The following is a 19533-nucleotide window of genomic DNA, read 5'->3' on the forward strand; positions in this document are numbered from 1 at the left end:
GTAATCGGAAGTGTGACCTACAGCGCAGCGAGGATCTCGGCCGAGACCTCCGCACCGTAGGCCTCGGCGAGCCGCTCACGAGCGTCCTCGACGTCGTAGTCCCACGCCTGCGGCCCGACGGTCTCGAGCACCTTGACCGCGACGTAGGAGCCGAGCTGGCCGGAGCGCTCGTAGGACAGGCCCGCGTCGAGGCCCACCAGGAATCCGGCACGGAAGGCGTCGCCCACGCCGGTCGGGTCGACGCGTCCGCGATCCGGGACGACGTCGACGTGGATCCGCTCGACCGTTCCGCCGTCGCCGTTGACCACGATCTCCGCGCCCTTCTCCGCGAGCGTGGTCACGCGGACCTCGACCATCTCGGTGAGTCGCTCCGCGCTCACGCCGGTCTTCTGCTGGAGCAGGTTCCACTCGTACTCGTTCGTGAAGAGGAACTTGGCGCCCTCGACCAGCTCGCGGGCCTCCTCGCCGTTGAGCCGCGCCAACTGCTGGGACGGGTCCGCGGCGAACGGGATGCCGGCCTCGCGGCACTGCGCGCTGTGCAGCGTCATCGCGGCGGGATCGTTCGCGCCGATCACCACGAGGTCGAGATCGCCGACGGTGCCGACGACGTCGGCGATGGCGATCTCCCGCGATTCGGCCATCGCGCCCGAGTAGAACGACGCGATCTGAGCCATCTCCGCGTCCGTGGTGCACTGGAAGCGCGCGGTGTGCGCGGTCTGCGAGACCCGCACCGCACGGGTGTCCACCCCGGCGTCCTCGAGCCACGCGCGGTAGCCCTCGTCGAAATCGGCGCCGACCGCGCCGATGAGGACGGGCCGCCGACCGAGCCGGCCCATGCCGAAGCTGATGTTCGCGCCGACCCCGCCGCGCTGCAGAACGAGCTCCTCCACCAGGAAGCTCAGCGAGACGTGTGCAAGGTGTTCGGCGAGCAGTTGCTCGGAGAACTTGCCCTCGAAACGCATCAGATGATCGGTGGCGATGGAACCGGAAACGGCGATCGACACGACGAAACCCTCCCGTGGTCGGCGACGGACGAATCCTGTCAGCCTAACCGCGAGAGGGTTTCGGGCGCCTCACGGGCGTCTACTCGTGCGTCAGTTGAACGAGTCGCCGCAGGCGCACGAGCCCGTGGCGTTGGGGTTATCGATGGTGAAACCCTGCTTCTCGATCGTGTCGACGAAGTCGATCTTCGCGCCGATCAGGAACGGGACGCTCATCCGGTCGACGGACAGGTTCACGCCGCCGAACTCGGACACCACGTCACCGTCGAGCGACCGGTCGTCGAAGTAGAGCTGGTACCGGAGACCGGCGCATCCGCCCGGCTGCACCTCGATGCGCAGCGCAAGGTCGTCACGACCCTCCTGGTCCAGCAGCGCCTTCGCCTTCGAGGCAGCGGCCTCGGTCAGCACCACACCGGTGGTTTCGCTCTCAGCAGTAGTCATAGGTTCTCCTCACAGACGCACGTCGGTGTCTGGTTCAACGGTACTCCCCCGCCCCGCATTCCCGGGAGTCACCGTCACCCGCGTCGTGGCGCACCCGGCGGGATCGAATACGCTGGACGGCGTGAAACTCCCCTGGCAGAAGGCCGACGACTCGACCTCCGAGGCGGCGGAGTCCGCGGCAGCCGACGGCGCCGACGAGACCGCCGCCGACACCCTCGCCAAGCCCGCGCAGACACCGGGCAAGGGCCGCCCCACGCCCAGCCGCCGCGAGGCGCAGGGCCGCAAGCGCGGCCCCGTCGCGCCCGCGCCGATGACGCGGGCCGAGGCCCGGGCGCGGAAGAAGGAGATGCGCAACTCCATGAGCAAGGAGGAGCGCAAGGCCGCCGCCGCGGAACGCCGCATGCAGGCGAACGAGCGCCGCGAGCTCATGATGGAGGGTGACGAGCGCTACCTGCCCGTCCGCGACAAGGGTCCCGTCAAGGCGTACGTGCGCGACCTGGTCGACGCCAAGCGCCACATCTCCACGATGTTCATCCCGTTCGCGGTCGCCGTGATGGTGTTCATGTTCGTCACCGTCAACCGGCCGGAGCTCGCCGGCATCCCGATGCTCATCCTGCTGGTGATGGTCGCCGTGATGGCGATCGAGGGCATCCTCACCGGCCGCCGCGTCAACAACCGCGTCCGCGAGCGCTGGCCCGACACCACCGAGACCGGCTTCCGCCTCGGCTGGTACGCCTTCATGCGTTCGACGCAGCTGCGGCGCATGCGCATCCCGCGGCCGCAGGTCAAGCCCGGCGACGCGGTCTAGCCCGTGGCGCTCACCCTCGTTCTCGGCGGTGTCCGCTCCGGCAAGTCCGCCCGCGCCGAGCAGCTGATCGCCGGGGCCGGCGCCCTCGTCCGGTACGTCGCCACCGCTCCGCGGACCGACGGTGACCCCGACCTCGCCGCGCGCATCGCGGCGCACCGGGACCGACGCCCGTCGTCGTGGTCGACCGTCGAGACGCAGGACCTGCGCGCGGTGCTGTCGGAGGGCGCCGCCCCGACGTTGATCGACGATCTGGGCGGGTGGCTCGCCGCCCGGCTCGACGCGACCGGGTGGGAGACGCCCGAGAACGTCGGCGCCGATCTCGACGGCCTCGTCGCCGCCGCGGCCGCGTACGCGGGCGAGCTCGTGATCGTGAGCCCCGAGGTGGGGCTGTCCGTGGTGCCGGCGACCCGTGCGGGGCGCGTCTTCCAGGACCTGTTGGGGTCGCTCAACGCGCGGCTCGCGGCGATCGCCGATCGGGCCGAGCTCGTGGTCGCGGGCATCCCCGTGGTGCTCGACGGTGCGCCCCTGCCGGGCACCACCGCCCCCGGAGCGGCCCCCGCGAGCCTGGTCAAGGACGTCCCGGAGGTTCCCCCGGCGCCGCCGATCGTGCTCCCGCCGTTCGAACCGGGCGCCGACCCGCTCGCCTTCCCCCAACTCTCCCCGCCGGATCCGTTCGTGGGCCGCGAGGCCCGCGACCGCCAGCTGGAGCTGACCAAGCCCGCGGGCTCGCTGGGCCGGCTGGAACAACTCGGCGAGTGGATCGCGGCGTGTCAGGGCGCGTGCCCGCCGCGCCAGTTCGAGCGCGCGCGCATCGTGGTCTTCGCGGGCGACCACGGCGTGGCGTCGGGCGGCGTCTCGGCGTACCCGCCGGAGGTCACGGCGCAGATGGTCGCGAACTTCGCGGCGGACGGCGCCGCGATCAACGTGCTGGCCGCGCAGGCCGGGGCAACGGTGCGCATCGAGGACATCGCCGTCGCCGGCGACACCCGCGAAGAGCTGAGCCGCAACAAGATCCGCCGTTCGTCGGGCGACATCGCCACCACGGACGCGATGACCGATGAGGAGACGATCGCCGCGATCGCCGCCGGCCGACGCATCGCCGACGAGGAAGTCGACTCCGGCGCGGACCTGCTCATCGCCGGCGACATGGGGATCGGCAACACGACGCCGGCGGCCGTTCTCGTCGGCGCCCTCACGGAGACCGAGCCGGTGCTGGTGGTGGGCCGCGGCACCGGGATCGACGACAACACCTGGATGCGCAAGGCCGCCGCCGTCCGGGACGGCATGTACCGCGCGCGTCCGCATACCGGCAACCCGAAGGCGTTGCTGCGCACCGTCGCCGGGGCGGACCTGGCGGCGATGGCCGGATTCCTCGCACAGGCCGCGGTGCGACGCACGCCGGTGATCCTCGACGGGGTCGTGGTGACGGCGGCGGCACTGGTGGCGAACGACCTGGCCCCCGGCGCAGTGAGCTGGTGGGTCGCCGGACACCGGAGCCCCGAGCCCGCGCACACCCTCGCGCTGCAGCGCCTGGACCTCGAACCCCTGCTGGACCTGGGTATGCGCCTCGGCGAGGGCAGCGGCGCCGCGCTCGCGCTCCCCCTGGTCCGCTCGGCCGTCGCGGTGCTCGGCGAGATGGCCACGTTCGAATCCGCCGGGGTGTCGCAGGTGTGAAGCACCTGCTCGCGACCGTCGCCTGGATGACGGTGCTGCCCGTGCCCGGCTCACTGCAGCCGAGCCCGGTCAGCCGGGCCGACGGTGCCCGCATCATCGCAGGGGTTCCGGTCGCGGGTGCGCTCGTCGGCGCACTGGTGGCCGCCGTCGCCTGCTCGGCGCACATCGCAGGACTACCGGCGGTGCTCGTCGGCGCGCTCGCCGTCGGCGCCGCCGCGCTGCTCACGCGCGGCATGCACCTGGACGGCTTCGCGGACTGCATGGACGGCCTCGGCAGTTACGGCCCGCCGGAGCGCGCACGGGAGATCATGCGCCAGGGTACCGTCGGCCCGTTCGGCGCCGCGGCGCTGGCCCTGCTGCTCATCGCCGAGTCCGCGGCCGTGGGCGGTCTCGCGGACCGCGGTGCATGGCTCGCGATCGGGGTCGCGGTGGGCGCCTCGCGCGTGGTGGCGGTCCTCGGGTGCCGACGGGGCTGGGCACCGGCGAACCCCGACGGTTTCGGCGCGCTGACGGCAGGAACCCAGGGGCTGCTCGCGCAGGCGTTCTGGGCCGTCGCCGTCCTCGCCGTGGCGATTCCGGCTGTGCCGGGGCGGCCCTGGCAGGGGCCCGTCGCGATCGCCGCCGCGCTGCTCCTCTCCACCCTCGTGATGCGGCACTCCGTCCGCCGGTTCGGCGGAATGAGCGGCGATGTCCTGGGATTCGGCATCGAGATCGCGACGGTCGTCGCGCTGATCGGGGTCTGCGTCGCCTGACGCACCGCCCGCCGCCCGTCGCGCCTACCGCGGCGCAAGCGCACGACAAGACCGCGCCCGCAGACTCGCCGCATGACGTACGACGACGCCGAATGGCACTCCGACACCCTCGCCGAGCTGGCGCTGCCGGACGCGGCCGGAAGCACGCACATCGGCATGTACTACGCGTGGGCCCGCGCCCGGGGACTGGCGAGCGGGACCCACCTGGAGTACGGCGTCGAGGGCGAGGTGTTCGACGGGACGCTGCACCTGCTCGATGAGCGTTCCATGACCCCCGGGGCCTACGCGGACGTCCACCTCGCCGGTCAGTTGGACGTGAGCGCCTTCACCCCGGAGGGGCAGGCGTTCACCGAAGAGGCGTACGGGGCCTACCTGGACGCCTACGGCCGGCTCCCCGCGGTGATTTCGGCGGAGAACATGTACGCCGCGCCCGACACCTGGTTGTTCTACAACGCCGTCGAGCCGGTGCTCGACGAGTTGTACGCGCGGTGGCGGGCCGGGCGGTAGTCGTCGACGTTCCAGCCCAGGGGCTCGACAACAGGCGTTGTCGGGAGTAGACACAGAGGTGTGACCACACTCGACACCCCGAGGCCCATTCCGGCGCGGCACCCCCGGCGCCCGCGCCGCGTGCCGCCGGGCATCCGGATGGTGAGCATGGCCCTGCGCCTCCCGGAGCCCACCGAGGCCGAGTTCCGCCGGTTCGGCGAGTTGCTCACCGTCGGGGACGCCCCGATGGACCAGCTCGTCGACTGGATCTACGAGGACCGCGACGTCCGCAAGCCGATGTTCGACAGGGCCCTGAACGAGGGCATCGCATCGGTACCCGAGGCACCGTCGGAACTCCGGGAGTTCTTCGAGGACATGGAGACCGCCCCGGACTGGGTCGACTGGGACCGGATCCTCCTGGGCGGGCAGCTCATGCGCAGCGGCGGCGCCGACGGCTTCTCGATCGCTCGGGACGTGGCGCTGATGGGCGGATACCTGTTCTCCGGCTTCAACCAGACGCTGCTGCGCACCGGGGCGCTCGAGAAGGGATCGAACAAGCGGTTCGCGGAGACCTCGCAGTGGGCGCTCGACGTGATCGTGCCGGACGGCCTCCGTCCGGGCGGCGCGGGCTACCGCTCGACGCTGCACGTCCGGTTCATCCACTCGATGGTGCGCCGGCACGTGATGGCACTCCCTGACTGGGACCACGCGACGTACGGCCTGCCCATCAACCAGACGGACATGGCGGCGACGCTGGTCGGCGCGCTGATCGCGCCCGTCGCCACGGGCACCGGGATCGGCATGGTCGCGAGTCCCCGCGAGTACGAGGCGGCCGCGCACCTGACGCGATACGTGGGCCGCCTCATGGGCGTGCACGACGACTTCCTGCCGCACAGCTTCCGCGACAGCCTCCGGATCCTGTTCCAGACCTCGCGCGCCCTCTCGACGCCCGACGAGACCAGCCGGGCGCTGGCGCAGCCCATGGCCGACGACCCGATGATCTGGAACTACCGCCACCTGCGCGGGCTGCGTCGCCGGATCGCCCGCTCGCAGCACCTGTCGATCGCGACGGCCTACCTGGGCACGGCCGCGATGAAGGAGCTGGGCGTCCCGTCGACCCTCCCCTGGTATCCGGCGCTGCGCATCCCGTACCACCTGGCCGAATCGCTGTTCATCCAACTGACCGGCGGCCGCGAACGCGCCGCCCGACGCGGCGACGCCAGCCAGGCGAAGTTCATGCGCATGCTGAACGAGGAGGCCGCCGTCGGCCACTCCGCCCAGCACGTCACCACCTAGCCCAGATCTTTCACGGCGTTCTCGGACGTCCACCGCCGTTCCCGTCGCGGAACGCTTCGAAAGATGGTGTGGCCGCATGCCGCACCGCCGTGTCGAACGCGAGCGGCCCGCACCGGATCCGGTGCGGGCCGCTCGCGTGAGGTCTGGGACTCAGCCCAGCTTCTCCATCCAACCGCGGGTGTCCGGCACGGTGCCGCGCTGGATACCTGTGAGGGTCTCGCGCAGGGCCATGGTGATCTCGCCGGGCCGGCCGTCGCCGATGGTGAAGTCCTCCGACGCACCCTTGACCCGCCCGACGGGCGTGATCACGGCGGCGGTGCCGCACGCGAAGACCTCGGTGATGGCGCCGGACGCGACGCCCTCCTTGAGCTCGGTGACGGTGAACCTGCGGGCCTCGGTCTCGAAACCGGCGTCGCGCGCGAGCTGCAGAAGCGAATCGCGGGTCACGCCGGGCAGCAGCGAGCCGGTCAGCTCGGGCGTCACGATCCGGGCCGAGGAACCGGAGCCGAGCACGAAGAACAGGTTCATACCGCCCATCTCCTCGATCGCCTCGTGCTCGAGGGCGTCGAGCCACACGACCTGGTCGCAGCCCTGCTGCGCGGCCTGGGCCTGGGCGACGAGAGAGGCGGCGTAGTTACCGCCGCACTTGGCGAAGCCGGTGCCGCCGGGAGCGGCGCGGACGTACTCGCGGGAGAGCCACACGGAGACGGGCTTCACGCCGCCCGGGAAGTAGGCGCCGGCGGGCGAGGCGATCACCAGGAACCGGTAGCTGTTCGACGGCTTGACCCCGAGGGTCTCCTCGTCGGCGAAGATGAAGGGCCGGAAGTACAGCGCCTCCTCGCCACCGGCGGCGGGGACCCACTCGCCGTCCACGGCCACGAGCTCCTTGAGCGAGGAGACGAAGACGTCCTCGGGCAGCGGCGGGATCGCGAGGCGCTCGGCGGAGCGCTGGAAGCGCGCGGCGTTGGCCTCGGGCCGGAACGTGGCGACGGAGCCGTCGGGCTGGCGGTAGGCCTTGAGTCCCTCGAAGATCTCTTGCGCGTAGTGCAGCACCGACGCCGACGGCTCCATCGGGATGGGCCCGTACGGCAGCACCTCCGGGGCGTGCCAGCCGTTCGCCTCGTTCCAGCGGAGCGAGACCATGTGGTCGGTGAAGTACCTGCCGAATCCCGGGTTCGCCAGGATCTCGGAGCGCTCAGCCGCAGAGCGGGGGTGGTCGTTGCGGGTGAGGGCGAAGGCCGTGCCAGTTGTCATGAGAGAAGATTCTACGACCCGCGCCCACCCGCGCGGGCCGTACCAATCAGTAGGAACCCCGAGTATTTTTCCCGGGCACCCGCAGAGCTACTTCGTGTTCGCCTCGACGAACGGCGGCAGCACGACCTCGCACTCGATGGCACGGCCGCGCACGTCGACGCTGACGACGGTGCCCTTCTCCACGCCTGCCGCGGAATCGATGAGCGCCAGGGCGATTCCCGTCTTCAGGGTGGGGCTGAAGGTGCCCGACGTGGTGGTGCCGATCGGCGCACCGTCGGCGGAGAGGACCGTCAGGTCGGCGCGCAGCACGCCCTTGCCGGTCGCGCGCAGGCCCCAGAGCCGCCGGGCGGGACCGGCCTCCTTCTCGGCCAGCAGCGCCTCGCGGCCGACGAACTCCGGCTTCTTCCAGCCGACGGCCCAGCCCGCGCGCGCCTGCACGGGAGTGATGTCGACGGTGAGCTCGTGCCCGTGCAGGGGGTAGCCCATCTCGGTGCGCAGGGTGTCGCGGGCACCGAGGCCGGCGGGCTGGCCGCCGCGGGCGGTGATCTCGGGCAGCAGGGAGCGGAAGACGGTCTCGGCGTCGCCCCACGCGGGGATGAGCTCGTAGCCGTGCTCGCCGGTGTAGCCGGTGCGGCACACGCGCACAGGAACGCCGGCCGGCCCGGAAAGCACAGCGTCCTCGTAGGCCATGTACTCCATGTCGGTGGGTAGCCCGACGGCCTGCAGCACCTCGGCCGACTTCGGCCCCTGCACCGCGAGCACGGCGTAGTCGCGGTGCTGGTCCGTGACGGTGATCCCCTCGGGGGCACGGGCGACGAGGTGCGCGACGACGGCGGCGGTGTTCGCGGCGTTGGGCACGAGGAAGAGCTCGTCGTCGGAGACGTAGTAGACGATGAGATCGTCGATGACCCCGCCGGATTCGTTGGTGCACAGGGTGTACTGCGCCTTGCCGGGGTGGATCTTGCCCAGGTCGGCCGAGAGCACGCGGTTGACGAAGTCCTTGGCGCCCGGCCCGGCGACGGTGGCCTTGCCGAGGTGGCTGACGTCGAAGATGCCCACGGCCTCGCGCACCGCCGTGTGCTCGCCGACGGTGCCCGCGTACTTGACGGGCATCGACCAGCCCCCGAACGGCGCGAACGCCGCCCCCAGCTCGGTGTGCACGGCGTTCAGGGGTCCCTCGATCAACGTCTCGCTCATGCCCGGCACTCTAGTCCAGGGCCGCACTCCCGGATCGGCCCAGCAGCCGCATCCCCTGATAGATCACGATGGCGGCCACCGAGCCGAGCGCGATGCCCGTGAACGTCACGTCCCCGACCGACCAGGTGAAGTCGGCGATGCCGATGATGAGCGGCACGGCGGCGGTGAGCTGGTTGATGGGCTGGGAGAAGTCGACGCGGGCCTGTACCCAGATCCGCACGCCGAGGATGCCGACGAGGCCGTACAGAGCCGTCGTGATGCCGCCCAGCACGCCCGGCGGGATCGAGGCGATCACGGCGCCCACCTTGGGCGACATGCCGAGCAGGATCGCGGCGACGCCGGCCACCCAGTAGGCGGCCGTCGAGTAGACGCGAGTCGCGGCCATCACACCGATGTTCTCGGCGTACGTGGTCGTCGCCGAGCCGCCGCCCGCGCCGGCGAGCACCGTCGCCAGTCCGTCCGAGGCCAGTGCCCGGCCCATCACCGGGTCGTAGTCCTCCCCCGTCATCTGCGCGACGGACCGCACGTGCCCGACGTTCTCGGCGACGAGCACGAGCACGACGGGCAGGAACATCGGCAGCACGGCCCAGGAGAACGACGGCGCGTGGAACTCCGGCAGGCCCACCCACGACGCGGCGGCGATCCGCGACGTGTCGACCTCCCCGCGGAAGGAGGCGACGGCGTAGCCGATCAGCACGGAGTTGAAGATCGCGAGCCGTCCCAGCATGCCCTTGAACAGCGCGAGCGAGGCGATGAGGCAGACCAGCGTGATGGTCGCGGTGACGGCGGCCTTCTCGTAGTTCGCCTTCGCCGCGGGTGCGAGGTTGAGGCCGATCAGCGCGACGATCGCGCCCGTCACGACGGGCGGCATCAGCTTCTCGATCCACGCGGTGCCCACGAAGTGCACCACGCCGCCGATCAGGATCAGCAGCACGCCCACGGCGACGATGCCGCCCAGTGCGCTCCCCATCCCCTGCGAGGCGGTCGCCGCGGTGATCGGCGAGATCACGGCAAAGCTCGACCCCAGGTAGCTGGGCAGCCGGTTGCCGGTGATGAGCAGGAACAGCAGGGTGCCCACGCCGGAGAAGAGCAGCGTGGTGGCCGGCGGGAAGCCGGTGAGCACCGGCACCAGGAACGTGGAGCCGAACATCGCCACCACGTGCTGCACGCCGATGCCGAGCGTCTTAGGCCAGCTCAGCCGCTCACCCGGCCCCACCACGTCCCGTCCGTCGGCGCCGCCCTCGGAGACCGGGGTCCACCCGAATGTCGTCATGGCGGGCAATCATGCACGAGTCAGCGGCCGAGCACTGCGTCCAGGTGGTCGTTGGCGAAGACGCGGTCCGGGTCGAGTTCGTCGCGCACGGCCAGGAAATCGTCGAACCGGGGGTAGGCGCCCCGGAAGAATTCGGCGGTACGGGTGTGCATCTTGCCCCAGTGCGGCCGGCCGCCGTGCTCGATCATGATCCGCTCGACCTCGGCGAAGTAGTCGCTGGGCTTGTCGCGCACGTAACGGTGTGCGGCGATGTACCCGGACTGCCGCCCCGTCGCCGTCGAGAGCATCAGGTCGTCGGCGGCGGCGACCCGCACCTCGATCGGGAACGTGAGGTTCCAGTCGTGCTTCTCGGTCGCGGCTTTGAGCTCGGCGAAGGCGGCCATGGTGTTCTCCAGCGGCACGGCCCACTCGGTCTCGCGGAAGCGCACGGAGCGGTCGGTGGTGAGCACGTTGGTCGAGTAGTCGATCTCGGTGTGCTTCGAGAGCATCGACGTGGCGAGCGAGACCAGTCGCGGTGTGAGCGACGGGATCGCGCGCCCCGCCTCGCACACGGCGAGCAGCGCGCCGGTGCCGACCACCTTATCGTCGACGAACCGTTGCACCGCGCTGATCGGCTTGCGCTTGTGATCGCCCGGGCGCCGGGTCTGCGTCTTGGTGAGCGTGCCATCGGTCCCGGGGAACCAGAAGAACTCGAAATGGTCCACGCCGCGCACGCGGTCGACGAAGCCGTCCAGCGTCTCCGCCAGCGACAGCGGCGCCTCGGTGGCCTCGAGGACGAAGCGGTCGACGCACTGCAGCGTCACCTCGACCAGGATCCCGAGCGCGCCGAGTCCCAGGGCCACGGCCTGCAGCCGCGGGTCGTTCTCGCCGACGGTGACGACCTCGCCGGTCCCGGAGACGAGGGTCGCGCCGACCACCTGGGTGGCGATGCCGCCGAAGCCGAGGCCCGTGCCGTGCGTGCCCGTCGAGATGGCCCCGGCGATGGTCTGCCGGTCGATGTCGCCGAGGTTCGCCATCGCGAGGCCGTAGGGCTCGAGCAGCACGGGGACCTCGTACAGGTGCGTCCCGGCGCGCAGCGTCACGCGCTTCGCATCGACGTCGACGGTGACGAGCCCGCCCTGGTGGTCGGGTGCGAGCGCGACGTCGCGCGGCGCGGCGATCGGGGTGAAGGAGTGCCCGGCGCCGACGGCCTTGACGGTGCCGCCCCGCTCGCGGGCGCGCTCGACGGTGCGCACCACGTCCTCGATGCTCCCCGGCCGCGAGACGTAGGAGGGGAAGGCCGACGCGGTGCGCCCCCAGTTCCGCCACTCGCCCACCGTGCCGGTCAGCTGGTCCAACCCCGGGATCCACTTGTTCACAGGAAGCACTTCCCCTCGCCGCGATAGGTCGGGACCGTGGCGTGCACGGCACCGTCGGAAACGATCACCAGGTCATCGGCGTGCTCGGCCGGCTCGCCGGCCTTGGTGTGCCGGAACCACACCCGGTCGCCCAGGGAGATCCGTCCGGCACGCTCGCCCGTCACCGGGGTCTGCACCTCGCCGGCGCCCTCGCGCCCGGTCAGCTTCAGGCCCTCCGGCCAGACCGGCAGCGGCAGGCGATCGGATCCCGCGGCGCCGGAGGCGATCCAGCCGCCCCCGTGGCAGGTCACGGTCTGCTCGTCGGGACGGCGCACCACCGCGAGGCCGAAGCCCATCGCGGGCGCCGGGCGGAAGTGCGAGTAGCCGTCGAACAGGTGCGGTCCGTACAGGCCGCTGCCCGCCGCGATGTCGGTGACGTTCGGGTCCTCGGCGTTGCGCTCGAGGGAGCCGGTGCCGCCGCCGTTGACGAACTCCAGGTCGGCGATGCGCCGCAGGTCCGTGAGGATCTCGCGGCGGCGGGCCACCAATTCGTCCCACGACGCGCGCTGCATGGTGCGCAGCAGCGCGCCCGCGCCGGGCCGGCGGATGCTGAGGTCGCCGACCCCGGCGATCTGGGCGTCGTAGGTCATGACCCCGACGAGCCGGAATCCCTTGCGGCCCGCGACCGTCGCGGCGAGCACCGATGCCTCCGCCCGGGTCCGGACCGGCGAGCGCCGCGCGCCGATCGCCCCGACCGCGGGTGCGTGATACGAGGCGTCGACGTCGATGCAGACGCGCAACTCCGGGCGCCGGCTCGGCGGCACGGCGGCGTCGATGATGTCGAGCTGTTCGGCGTCGTCGATCATCAGCGTCACGCGCATCGACGCGGCGGGGTCGGCCGCGAGCGCGGCGATGGCGCCGAGGTCCGCGCTCGGGTACGCCACCACCACGTCGGTGCACCCGGGGCGGGCGGCGCCGGTGTGGTCGACGCCGTCGGCGGCGAGCCAGTGCGCCTCCGCCACGTCGTAGGCGAGGACGCCCGCGTACCCCGGCACGCGCAGTAGGGCGTCCAGCACCGGCCGCGAGCGGATCGACTTCGAGGCCACGCGGATCGGCTTGCCGGCGGCACGTCGCAGCATGTCGGCGACGTTGTACCGCAGCGCGGTGAGGTCGGCGGCGAGGATCGGCGCGTCGAGGCCGTGCGTCGCGGCGTCGATGGTCGCCCAGTACGCGGCCGGATCGATCTCCCAGTCGCGGTCGGGCGACGACGGTGCCGCCGCCAGGTCGAGCCGGCCCGCTCCGGTCGTGGTCTCGCCCGTGCCGTTCCCCGTCATGGGCACCGATCGTACGTGCGGCGGGGTGGGTTCAGCGCGGTGTGACCGCAGATCCCCCTCCGCGGCCGGGATCGCCCCGCCCCGCGGTCCGGGATCCGCCCGCACGTCGCCGGGTGTACGGCCCGTCCACTGCAGGAAGGCGCGCCGGAAGTCACGGGCATCCGCGAAGCCGACCGCCTCCGCGACGGCGCGCAGCGGCAGGTCGGTGGCCCGGAGCAGGTGCTCGGCGCGCTCGCGCCGCACCCGCGCGTGGATGGAGCGGAAGGACTCGCCGGCCTCCGCGAGGTGGCGACGCAGGGTCCGCTCGCCGGTGTTCAACTGGCGCGCGACACCGGCCATCGTGACCGGGCGATGCAGGTCGGCCCGCACCAGTTGCTCGACGGCCCACACGTGATCGAGGTCGCCGGCCCCCGCCGCCCCGCCGATCTCCCGGCACGCGGCGAGCGCGGCGGCGTGCACCGCGGGCTCACGCCGCGGCAGGGGTGTGCGCATGAGATCGCGCGGCACCGTCATCGCACCCGCGGGGGCGTCGAAGCGCACCGGACACCCGAATCGCGCGGCGTACTCGTCGGCGTAGGGCGGCGCGGGGTACGGCACCGCGACGGTCGAGGGTGCCCAGTGCTCGTCGCCGAGCGCCGACCGGAGCAGGGTCGTCACGCTCAGCAGCGTCTCCTCGCAGAGGAAGGGCAGGATCTCCACGTCGTCCGTCCGCGGGACGACGGTGAGCCGCACCGCGTCGCCGTCGGCGTCGACCGCGAAATCCACCAGGCTGCCCGCGGCCCGGTGGTGCTGCAGCCCTACGGCGACGGCGCCCTCCACATCGTCCGCCGTCTGCACCGCAACCCCGAGCATGCCGAAGGACTGCAGCAGCGGCCGCGCCCCCGCCTCCAGCCCGAGGGGCCGCTCGGGCGACGCCCGGACCGCCGCGCGGAGGAAGCTCACGACCTGGGGGAAGGCGAGCTGGAGATCGGTGGAGCGCACGTCCCGGTGGATGCCGGACCGTTCGGCCCACTCCGCCACGGGCAGGCCCTCCCGCGCGAGACTCTCCATCAGATGCGAAACGACCGGGGCGGGCATCGCGGCCGCGTACCCCGCGGCCCCGGGCGGCGGCGCGCCCTGCTGTCCCAGGCGTAACATCCGTACAGGCAAACACATCCGCCGCCCCGACGAGAGGAAACCCCTTGAGCACGCCGTTCACCGGACCCGCCTTCACGCTGACCGACGACCTCGGGGCCGCGACCGACGCGCTGATCGTGGGCGTCTTCTCCTCCGCGGCGGAGGACGGGCCGGCCATCACCCTCGACGGCGGCGTCCCCGACGCGGCGCGCGGCCCGATCGCCGAGGCCCTCGCGCTCCTCGGCGCCGAGGGCAAGGCGGGCGAGGCCGTCCGCATCAGCACCCCCTCCGGGACCGGACTGGGTGCGGCGACGGTGCTCGGCGTGGGCCTCGGCGCCGAGGAGAAGGTGTCCGCCGAGACGGTCCGGCGGGCCGCCGGCGTCGCGGCGCGGTCGCTCGAGGGTGTCGGCACGGCCGCCACCACGCTGTCGTCGATCGACCTGGCGGCGACCGTCGAGGGCGCCTTCCTCGGCGCGTACCGGTACGCGGAGTTCCGCACCACGTCCGCCCCGAAGAAGGAGACGCTCGGCTCCGTGGCGCTGCTGTCCTCGCCCGCGTCGGAGGCCCTCGCGGACGAGGCGCGCGGCACCGTCGAGCAGGCCCGCCTCACCGCCGCGGCGGTCGCGCTCGCCCGCGATTTCGTCAACACCCCGCCGAACGTCCTCTCCCCCGGCGAGTTCGCCGATCGCGCGCAGCGCCTGGGCACCGCCGCGGGCCTGGAGGTCGAGGTCTTCGACGAGGGGTACCTGGAGGCGAACGGCTACGGCGGCATCGTCGGGGTCGGCAAGGGCAGCTCGCGCCCGCCGCGCCTCGTGCGCCTGCGCCACCTCTCCGGGGTCGACGGCGCCAAGCACGTCGCCCTGGTCGGCAAGGGCATCACCTTCGACACCGGCGGCATCTCCATCAAGCCGGCCGCGGGCATGGAGCAGATGACCTCGGACATGGGCGGGGCCGCGGCGGTCATCGCGACCGTGATCCTGGCAGCACAATTGGGCCTGCCCGTCGACGTGACCGCGACCGTGCCGATGGCGGAGAACATGCCCTCGCACACCGCGCAGCGGCCGGGCGACGTGCTGACCCAGTACCCCGGCGCGGACAAGGGCGGCATCACCGTCGAGGTGATCAACACCGACGCCGAGGGCCGGCTCATCCTCGCCGACGCCATCGTCCGCGCCTGCGAGGACGAGCCCGACTACCTGATCGACACCGCGACGCTCACCGGCGCGCAGATGGTCGCGCTCGGCACGCGCACGCCGGGTGTGATGGGCACGGACACCTTCCGCGACCGCGTCGCCGAGCTGTCGCAGTCGATCGGCGAGAACGGTTGGGCGATGCCCTTCCCGGAGGAGCTGCGCGCCGACATCAACTCGCGCGTCGCGGATCTCGCCAACGTGAGCCCGCACCGCTGGGGCGGCATGCTCACCGCGGGCGTGTATCTCAAGGAGTTCGTCGCCGACGGGGTGCAGTGGGCGCACATCGACGTCGCGGGTCCGGCGTTCAACAGTGGCGGCCCCTTCGGGTACATCACCAAGGGTGGTACGGGCGTCCCGGTTCGCACGATGCTCGCGGTGCTCCGCGACATCGCGCAGCGCGGCTGACGTCCCGCACCCTGGGAGTTACCGGCGAGTAAGCCCCCAACCGCCGCGCGGACCCGACCCCTGAGGGTAGGGTCAGGTGTCGGTGGAGGCCACCAGCCGAAGCCCGCGTTCAGCTCGTATCACAGCAGATAACCGAACCTGAGGAGTCAGAGGAAATGGCCTTCTCCGTCCAGATGCCGGCACTCGGCGAGAGCGTCACCGAAGGCACCGTCACCCGGTGGCTCAAGCAGGAGGGCGACACCGTCACCGTCGATGAGCCCTTGCTCGAGGTCTCCACCGACAAGGTCGACACCGAGATCCCCGCTCCGGCATCGGGCGTGCTGCTGAAGATCCTGGCCCAGGAGGACGACGTGGTCGAGGTCGGCGGCGACCTCGCCACCATCGGCGAGGCGGGCGAGTCCGCCCCCGCCGCATCGACTCCCGCCCCTGCCGCCGAGGCCGCCCCCGAGCCGGAGCCGGCTCCCGCGGACGCCGCCCCGGCCGAGCCCGCCGCCCCGGCCGAGCCCGCCGCCCCGGCCGAGCCCGCCGCTCCGGCCGCGCCGTCGGCCCCCGCCTCGGGCACCGAGGTGAAGATGCCCGAGCTGGGCGAGTCCGTCACCGAGGGCACCGTCACCCGCTGGCTCAAGAGCGTCGGCGACGAGATCGCCGTCGACGAGCCGCTCCTCGAGGTCTCGACCGACAAGGTCGACACCGAGATCCCGTCGCCGGTCGCCGGGACCCTGCTGGAGATCAAGGCCGACGAGGACGACGTGATCGCGGTCGGCGGCGTGCTCGCCATCGTCGGCTCCGGTGCCCCCGCGGCCGCCGCCCCCGCCGCGCCGGCACCCGCTCCCGAGCCCGCCGCCGCTCCCGAGCCCACTCCGGCACCCGCAGCCCCGGCTCCCGAGCCGACCCCGGCTCCGGCCGCCGCCGCTCCGGCAGCGCCTGCTCCGGCCCCCGCCGCACCGGCCGCGTCGTCGTCGGACTCGACCCCGTACGTGACCCCGCTCGTGCGCAAGCTCGCTGCGGAGAACAACGTCGACCTCAACTCGGTCAAGGGCACCGGCGTCGGCGGCCGCATCCGCAAGCAGGACGTGCTCGCCGCGGCCGAGGCCGCCAAGGCCCCCGCTGCTCCGGCCGCTGCCGCCGCGCCCGCGGCCGCCGCACCGGCGGCACCGTCGGCCCCGAAGGGCGCCCGCCCCGAGCTGGCCGCGCTGCGCGGCACCTCGCAGAAGACGAACCGCATCCGCCAGATCACGGCGAAGGTCACCCGGGAGTCGCTGCAGGGTTCGGCGCAGCTCACCCAGGTCTTCGAGGTCGACTTCAGCAAGATCGTGGCGCTGCGTGCGCAGGCGAAGGCGTCCTTCAAGGCCAACGAGGGCGTCAACCTCACCTACCTGCCCTTCATCGCGAAGGCGGTCATCGAGGCGCTCAAGGTGCACCCGAACGTCAACGCCTCGATCAGCGACGACTTCAAGGAGATCACCTACCACGGCGGCGTGAACCTGGGCATCGCGGTCGACACCCCGCAGGGCCTGCTCTCGCCGGTGATCAAGAACGCCGACGACCTGTCGCTGGCCGGCCTGGCCCGCGCCATCGTCGACCTGGCGGAGCGCACCCGCAACAGCGGCCTCAAGCCCGACGAGCTGTCCGGCGGCACGTTCACCATCACCAACATCGGTAGCGAGGGCGCGCTCTTCGACACCCCGATCCTGGTCCCGCCGCAGGCGGCGATGCTGGGTACGGGCGCGATCGTCAAGCGCCCCGTCGTGGTCAAGGACGCCGCGGGCACCGAGTCCATCGGCATCCACCCGATGGCCTTCCTGCCGCTGACCTACGATCACCGTCTCATCGACGGTGCCGACGCGGGCCGCTTCCTCACGACGGTCAAGCACCGCCTCGAGGAGGGTGCGTTCGAGGCCGACCTCGGCCTGTAACCCGCTTCGGACATGGAACGACGGGTCGCCCTGGCCGGATCGTCCGGGCTCATCGGCAGCGCACTGTCACGAGCCCTGACCCGGCGGGGCGACACCGTCGTTCCGCTCGTTCGGGGGGATTCCGGTGCGGGCCTCCGCTGGGACCCCGCCCGTGGCGAGACGCCCGACCTCGCCGGCTTCGATGCGGTCATCGTCCTCAACGGCTCCCCGATCGCGGGACGCCGCTGGACCGGCGCGGTGAAGCAGGAACTGCGCGACTCCCGGATCGAGCCCGTCGCCGCACTGGCCGACGCCGCCGCACGCGGCGCGGTCCCCGTCCTCCTCGCGGCGAGCGCGATCGGCGTGTACGGCGACGCCGGTGAGACCGAGTGCATCGACGGGCCGGGCGGCACGCCGCCGGGTTCCGGATTCCTCGCGAGCCTCTGCGCGGAATGGGAGGCCGCCGCCTCCCCCGCAGCGGCCGCCGGTACCACTGTCGCCCACCTGCGCTTCGGCCACGTCCTCTCCGCCGCGGGCGGCCTGCTTCCGGTCCTGCGCCGCGTGTACCGGCTGGGCCTGGGTGGCCGCTTCGGTAGCGGTCACCAGTGGATGTCGTGGATCTCCCGTGACGACGCCACGCGCGCGGTACTGCACGTGCTCGACGGGGCCTTCGACGGCACGATCGCCGGGCCGGTCAACATCGTCGCGCCCACGCCGGTGCGGCAGCAGGCCTTCAGTGAGGCCCTGGGCCGCGAGGTCAGCCGCCCCGCGCGGTGGGTGGTGCCGCGGTTCGCGCTGCGCGCGGCCATCGGGGAGATCGCCGACGCGGGGCTGCTCACCTCGCAGCGCGTCGTCCCCCAGGTGCTCCGCGAGAGCGGATTCCGGTTCGCGCACACCACACTTCCCGCCGCACTCGCCGCGGCCATGGCCGACGAGGCGTAGCGTCGACGCCATGCCCGCACGCTCCGCCCGCGCCGATTCCGCCCCGATCGTGGTCGAGGACCTCGGCACCATCGGTTACCAGGAGGCCTTCGACCTCCAGCACGACCTCGCGAACCAGCGCGCCGACGGCGCGATCGGCGACCGCCTGCTCCTGCTCGAGCACCCGCCCACGTTCACCGCGGGCAAGCGCACGGAGCCGCAGGACCTGCCGACGGACGGCAGCACCGTCATCGACGTCGATCGCGGCGGCAAGATCACCTGGCACGGCCCCGGACAGCTCGTCGGCTACCCGATCATCAAACTCGGCTCGGCGATGGACGTGGTCGACTACGTGCGCCGGATCGAGCAGGCCCTCATCGAGGTCTGTCAGGGTCTCGGGCTCTCCGTCGGCCGCGTCGAGGGCCGCTCGGGCGTCTGGTTCCCCGCCGACGGTGCGCGGCCCGAGCGCAAGGTCGCCGCCATCGGCATCCGGGTCGCCCGCGGGGTGACCCTCCACGGCTTCGCCCTCAACTGCGACAACACCCTCGGCGGCTTCGACGCGATCATCCCGTGCGGCATCCCCGACGCGGGCGTGACCACGCTCAGCTCGGAGCTGGGCCGTGACGTCACCGTCGGCGAGGTGCGCGACGCCGTCGTCGACGCCGTGCAGCGCGCGCTCGACGGCGATCTCCCCGTCACCGACGAGACCCTGCACGCCGCCGACCACGCCTGATCGTCACGACCGGTCGTCGCCGGCCCTGTCCTCCCCCACGGAGCGGGCCCAGGTCTGCGCCCACAGCTCCAACGGCCCGAGTGCCAGCAGCAGCGCACGCCCCTGATTCGTGAGCCGGTACGCCCCGTCGGAGGCCTGCGCGACGATCTTCGCCGCCAGCAGCTCGGAGAGGCGCTGCGAGAGCGTGCTCGACGAGATCCCCTGGATGTCGTTGCGCAGGTCCGAGAAGCGCGACCTGCCGAAACGCAGCTCCCAGACGATCCGCACGGCGTAGCGGCGGCCGAACAGGTCGAGCGCGGCCATCATCGGACGCCCCGTCTCCGATCCACGGACCCGTCGTCCGGGCAGCGGTTCGGCGGCGTCGTCGCCGATCACCTCGTCGTGACCCACATCACACCTCGCCCCTGAATCTGTCGA

At 72.4% G+C, this 19533-nt stretch carries 17 protein-coding genes; 9 read left to right on the plus strand and 8 right to left on the minus strand.

What is annotated here, in order from left to right:
* Window positions 1-17: 17 nt before the first annotated feature.
* On the minus strand, window positions 18-1004 hold the full coding sequence (locus tag FK530_RS08030; protein ID WP_146486504.1) for a carbohydrate kinase family protein: 987 nt from the start codon (window positions 1002-1004) through the stop codon (window positions 18-20).
* 90 nt (window positions 1005-1094) lie between these two features.
* Window positions 1095-1442 (minus strand): HesB/IscA family protein, encoded by a 348-nt coding sequence (locus FK530_RS08035; protein WP_146486505.1) that lies wholly within the window; start codon window positions 1440-1442, stop codon window positions 1095-1097.
* Window positions 1443-1563: 121 nt separating this feature from the next.
* Between FK530_RS08035 and FK530_RS08040 the strand changes: the two genes are divergently transcribed.
* From FK530_RS08040 to FK530_RS08060, 5 genes are all read left to right on the plus strand, one after another.
* Window positions 1564-2250 (plus strand): DUF3043 domain-containing protein, encoded by a 687-nt coding sequence (locus FK530_RS08040; RefSeq protein WP_146486506.1) that lies wholly within the window; start codon window positions 1564-1566, stop codon window positions 2248-2250.
* 3 nt (window positions 2251-2253) lie between these two features.
* Complete coding sequence (cobT, locus tag FK530_RS08045) at window positions 2254-3924, plus strand: nicotinate-nucleotide--dimethylbenzimidazole phosphoribosyltransferase (protein ID WP_146486507.1); 1671 nt, start codon at window positions 2254-2256, stop codon at window positions 3922-3924.
* Entirely contained in the window at window positions 3921-4676 is a 756-nt protein-coding gene (locus FK530_RS08050; RefSeq protein WP_231706543.1) for an adenosylcobinamide-GDP ribazoletransferase, read from the plus strand. The genes cobT and FK530_RS08050 overlap by 4 nt, the downstream gene beginning before the upstream one ends.
* A 72-nt stretch (window positions 4677-4748) precedes the next feature.
* Entirely contained in the window at window positions 4749-5183 is a 435-nt protein-coding gene (locus tag FK530_RS08055; protein WP_146486508.1) for a DUF7832 domain-containing protein, read from the plus strand.
* A gap of 60 nt (window positions 5184-5243) precedes the next feature.
* A complete protein-coding gene (locus FK530_RS08060; protein ID WP_231706544.1) occupies window positions 5244-6458 on the plus strand; it encodes an oxygenase MpaB family protein in 1215 nt (404 codons plus the stop codon).
* Window positions 6459-6608: 150 nt separating this feature from the next.
* Here FK530_RS08060 and FK530_RS08065 read toward each other — a convergent pair whose 3' ends face one another.
* From FK530_RS08065 to FK530_RS26960, 5 genes are all read right to left on the minus strand, one after another.
* Complete coding sequence (locus FK530_RS08065; protein WP_146486509.1) at window positions 6609-7712, minus strand: branched-chain amino acid aminotransferase; 1104 nt, start codon at window positions 7710-7712, stop codon at window positions 6609-6611.
* Between the two features lie 87 nt (window positions 7713-7799).
* Window positions 7800-8909, minus strand: a complete 1110-nt coding sequence (gene gcvT / locus FK530_RS08070) for a glycine cleavage system aminomethyltransferase GcvT (protein ID WP_146486510.1) — start codon at window positions 8907-8909, stop codon at window positions 7800-7802.
* Window positions 8910-8919: 10 nt separating this feature from the next.
* Complete coding sequence (locus tag FK530_RS08075) at window positions 8920-10182, minus strand: uracil-xanthine permease family protein (protein WP_146486511.1); 1263 nt, start codon at window positions 10180-10182, stop codon at window positions 8920-8922.
* Between the two features lie 20 nt (window positions 10183-10202).
* Window positions 10203-11540: a D-arabinono-1,4-lactone oxidase gene (locus FK530_RS08080; RefSeq protein ID WP_146486512.1), complete on the minus strand. Its 1338-nt coding sequence runs from the start codon at window positions 11538-11540 to the stop codon at window positions 10203-10205.
* Entirely contained in the window at window positions 11537-13990 is a 2454-nt protein-coding gene (locus tag FK530_RS26960) for an AraC family transcriptional regulator ligand-binding domain-containing protein (RefSeq protein WP_158645049.1), read from the minus strand. The genes FK530_RS08080 and FK530_RS26960 overlap by 4 nt, the downstream gene beginning before the upstream one ends.
* A 44-nt stretch (window positions 13991-14034) precedes the next feature.
* On the opposite strand from FK530_RS26960, the gene FK530_RS08090 reads away from it, so the two are divergent.
* From FK530_RS08090 to lipB, 4 genes are all read left to right on the plus strand, one after another.
* Window positions 14035-15567 (plus strand): leucyl aminopeptidase, encoded by a 1533-nt coding sequence (locus FK530_RS08090; RefSeq protein WP_146486514.1) that lies wholly within the window; start codon window positions 14035-14037, stop codon window positions 15565-15567.
* Window positions 15568-15722: 155 nt separating this feature from the next.
* Window positions 15723-17483, plus strand: a complete 1761-nt coding sequence (sucB, locus tag FK530_RS08095) for a 2-oxoglutarate dehydrogenase, E2 component, dihydrolipoamide succinyltransferase (RefSeq protein WP_146486515.1) — start codon at window positions 15723-15725, stop codon at window positions 17481-17483.
* A gap of 12 nt (window positions 17484-17495) precedes the next feature.
* Window positions 17496-18404, plus strand: a complete 909-nt coding sequence (locus FK530_RS08100) for a TIGR01777 family oxidoreductase (protein WP_146486516.1) — start codon at window positions 17496-17498, stop codon at window positions 18402-18404.
* Between the two features lie 10 nt (window positions 18405-18414).
* Window positions 18415-19116: a lipoyl(octanoyl) transferase LipB gene (lipB, locus tag FK530_RS08105; RefSeq protein WP_146486517.1), complete on the plus strand. Its 702-nt coding sequence runs from the start codon at window positions 18415-18417 to the stop codon at window positions 19114-19116.
* Window positions 19117-19119: 3 nt separating this feature from the next.
* On the opposite strand, the gene FK530_RS08110 is transcribed toward lipB, so the two are convergent.
* Entirely contained in the window at window positions 19120-19506 is a 387-nt protein-coding gene (locus tag FK530_RS08110; RefSeq protein WP_231706545.1) for a winged helix-turn-helix transcriptional regulator, read from the minus strand.
* Window positions 19507-19533: the final 27 nt, after the last annotated feature.

The organism is Tsukamurella conjunctivitidis (assembly GCF_007858475.1).
Classification (GTDB): domain Bacteria; phylum Actinomycetota; class Actinomycetes; order Mycobacteriales; family Mycobacteriaceae; genus Tsukamurella; species Tsukamurella conjunctivitidis.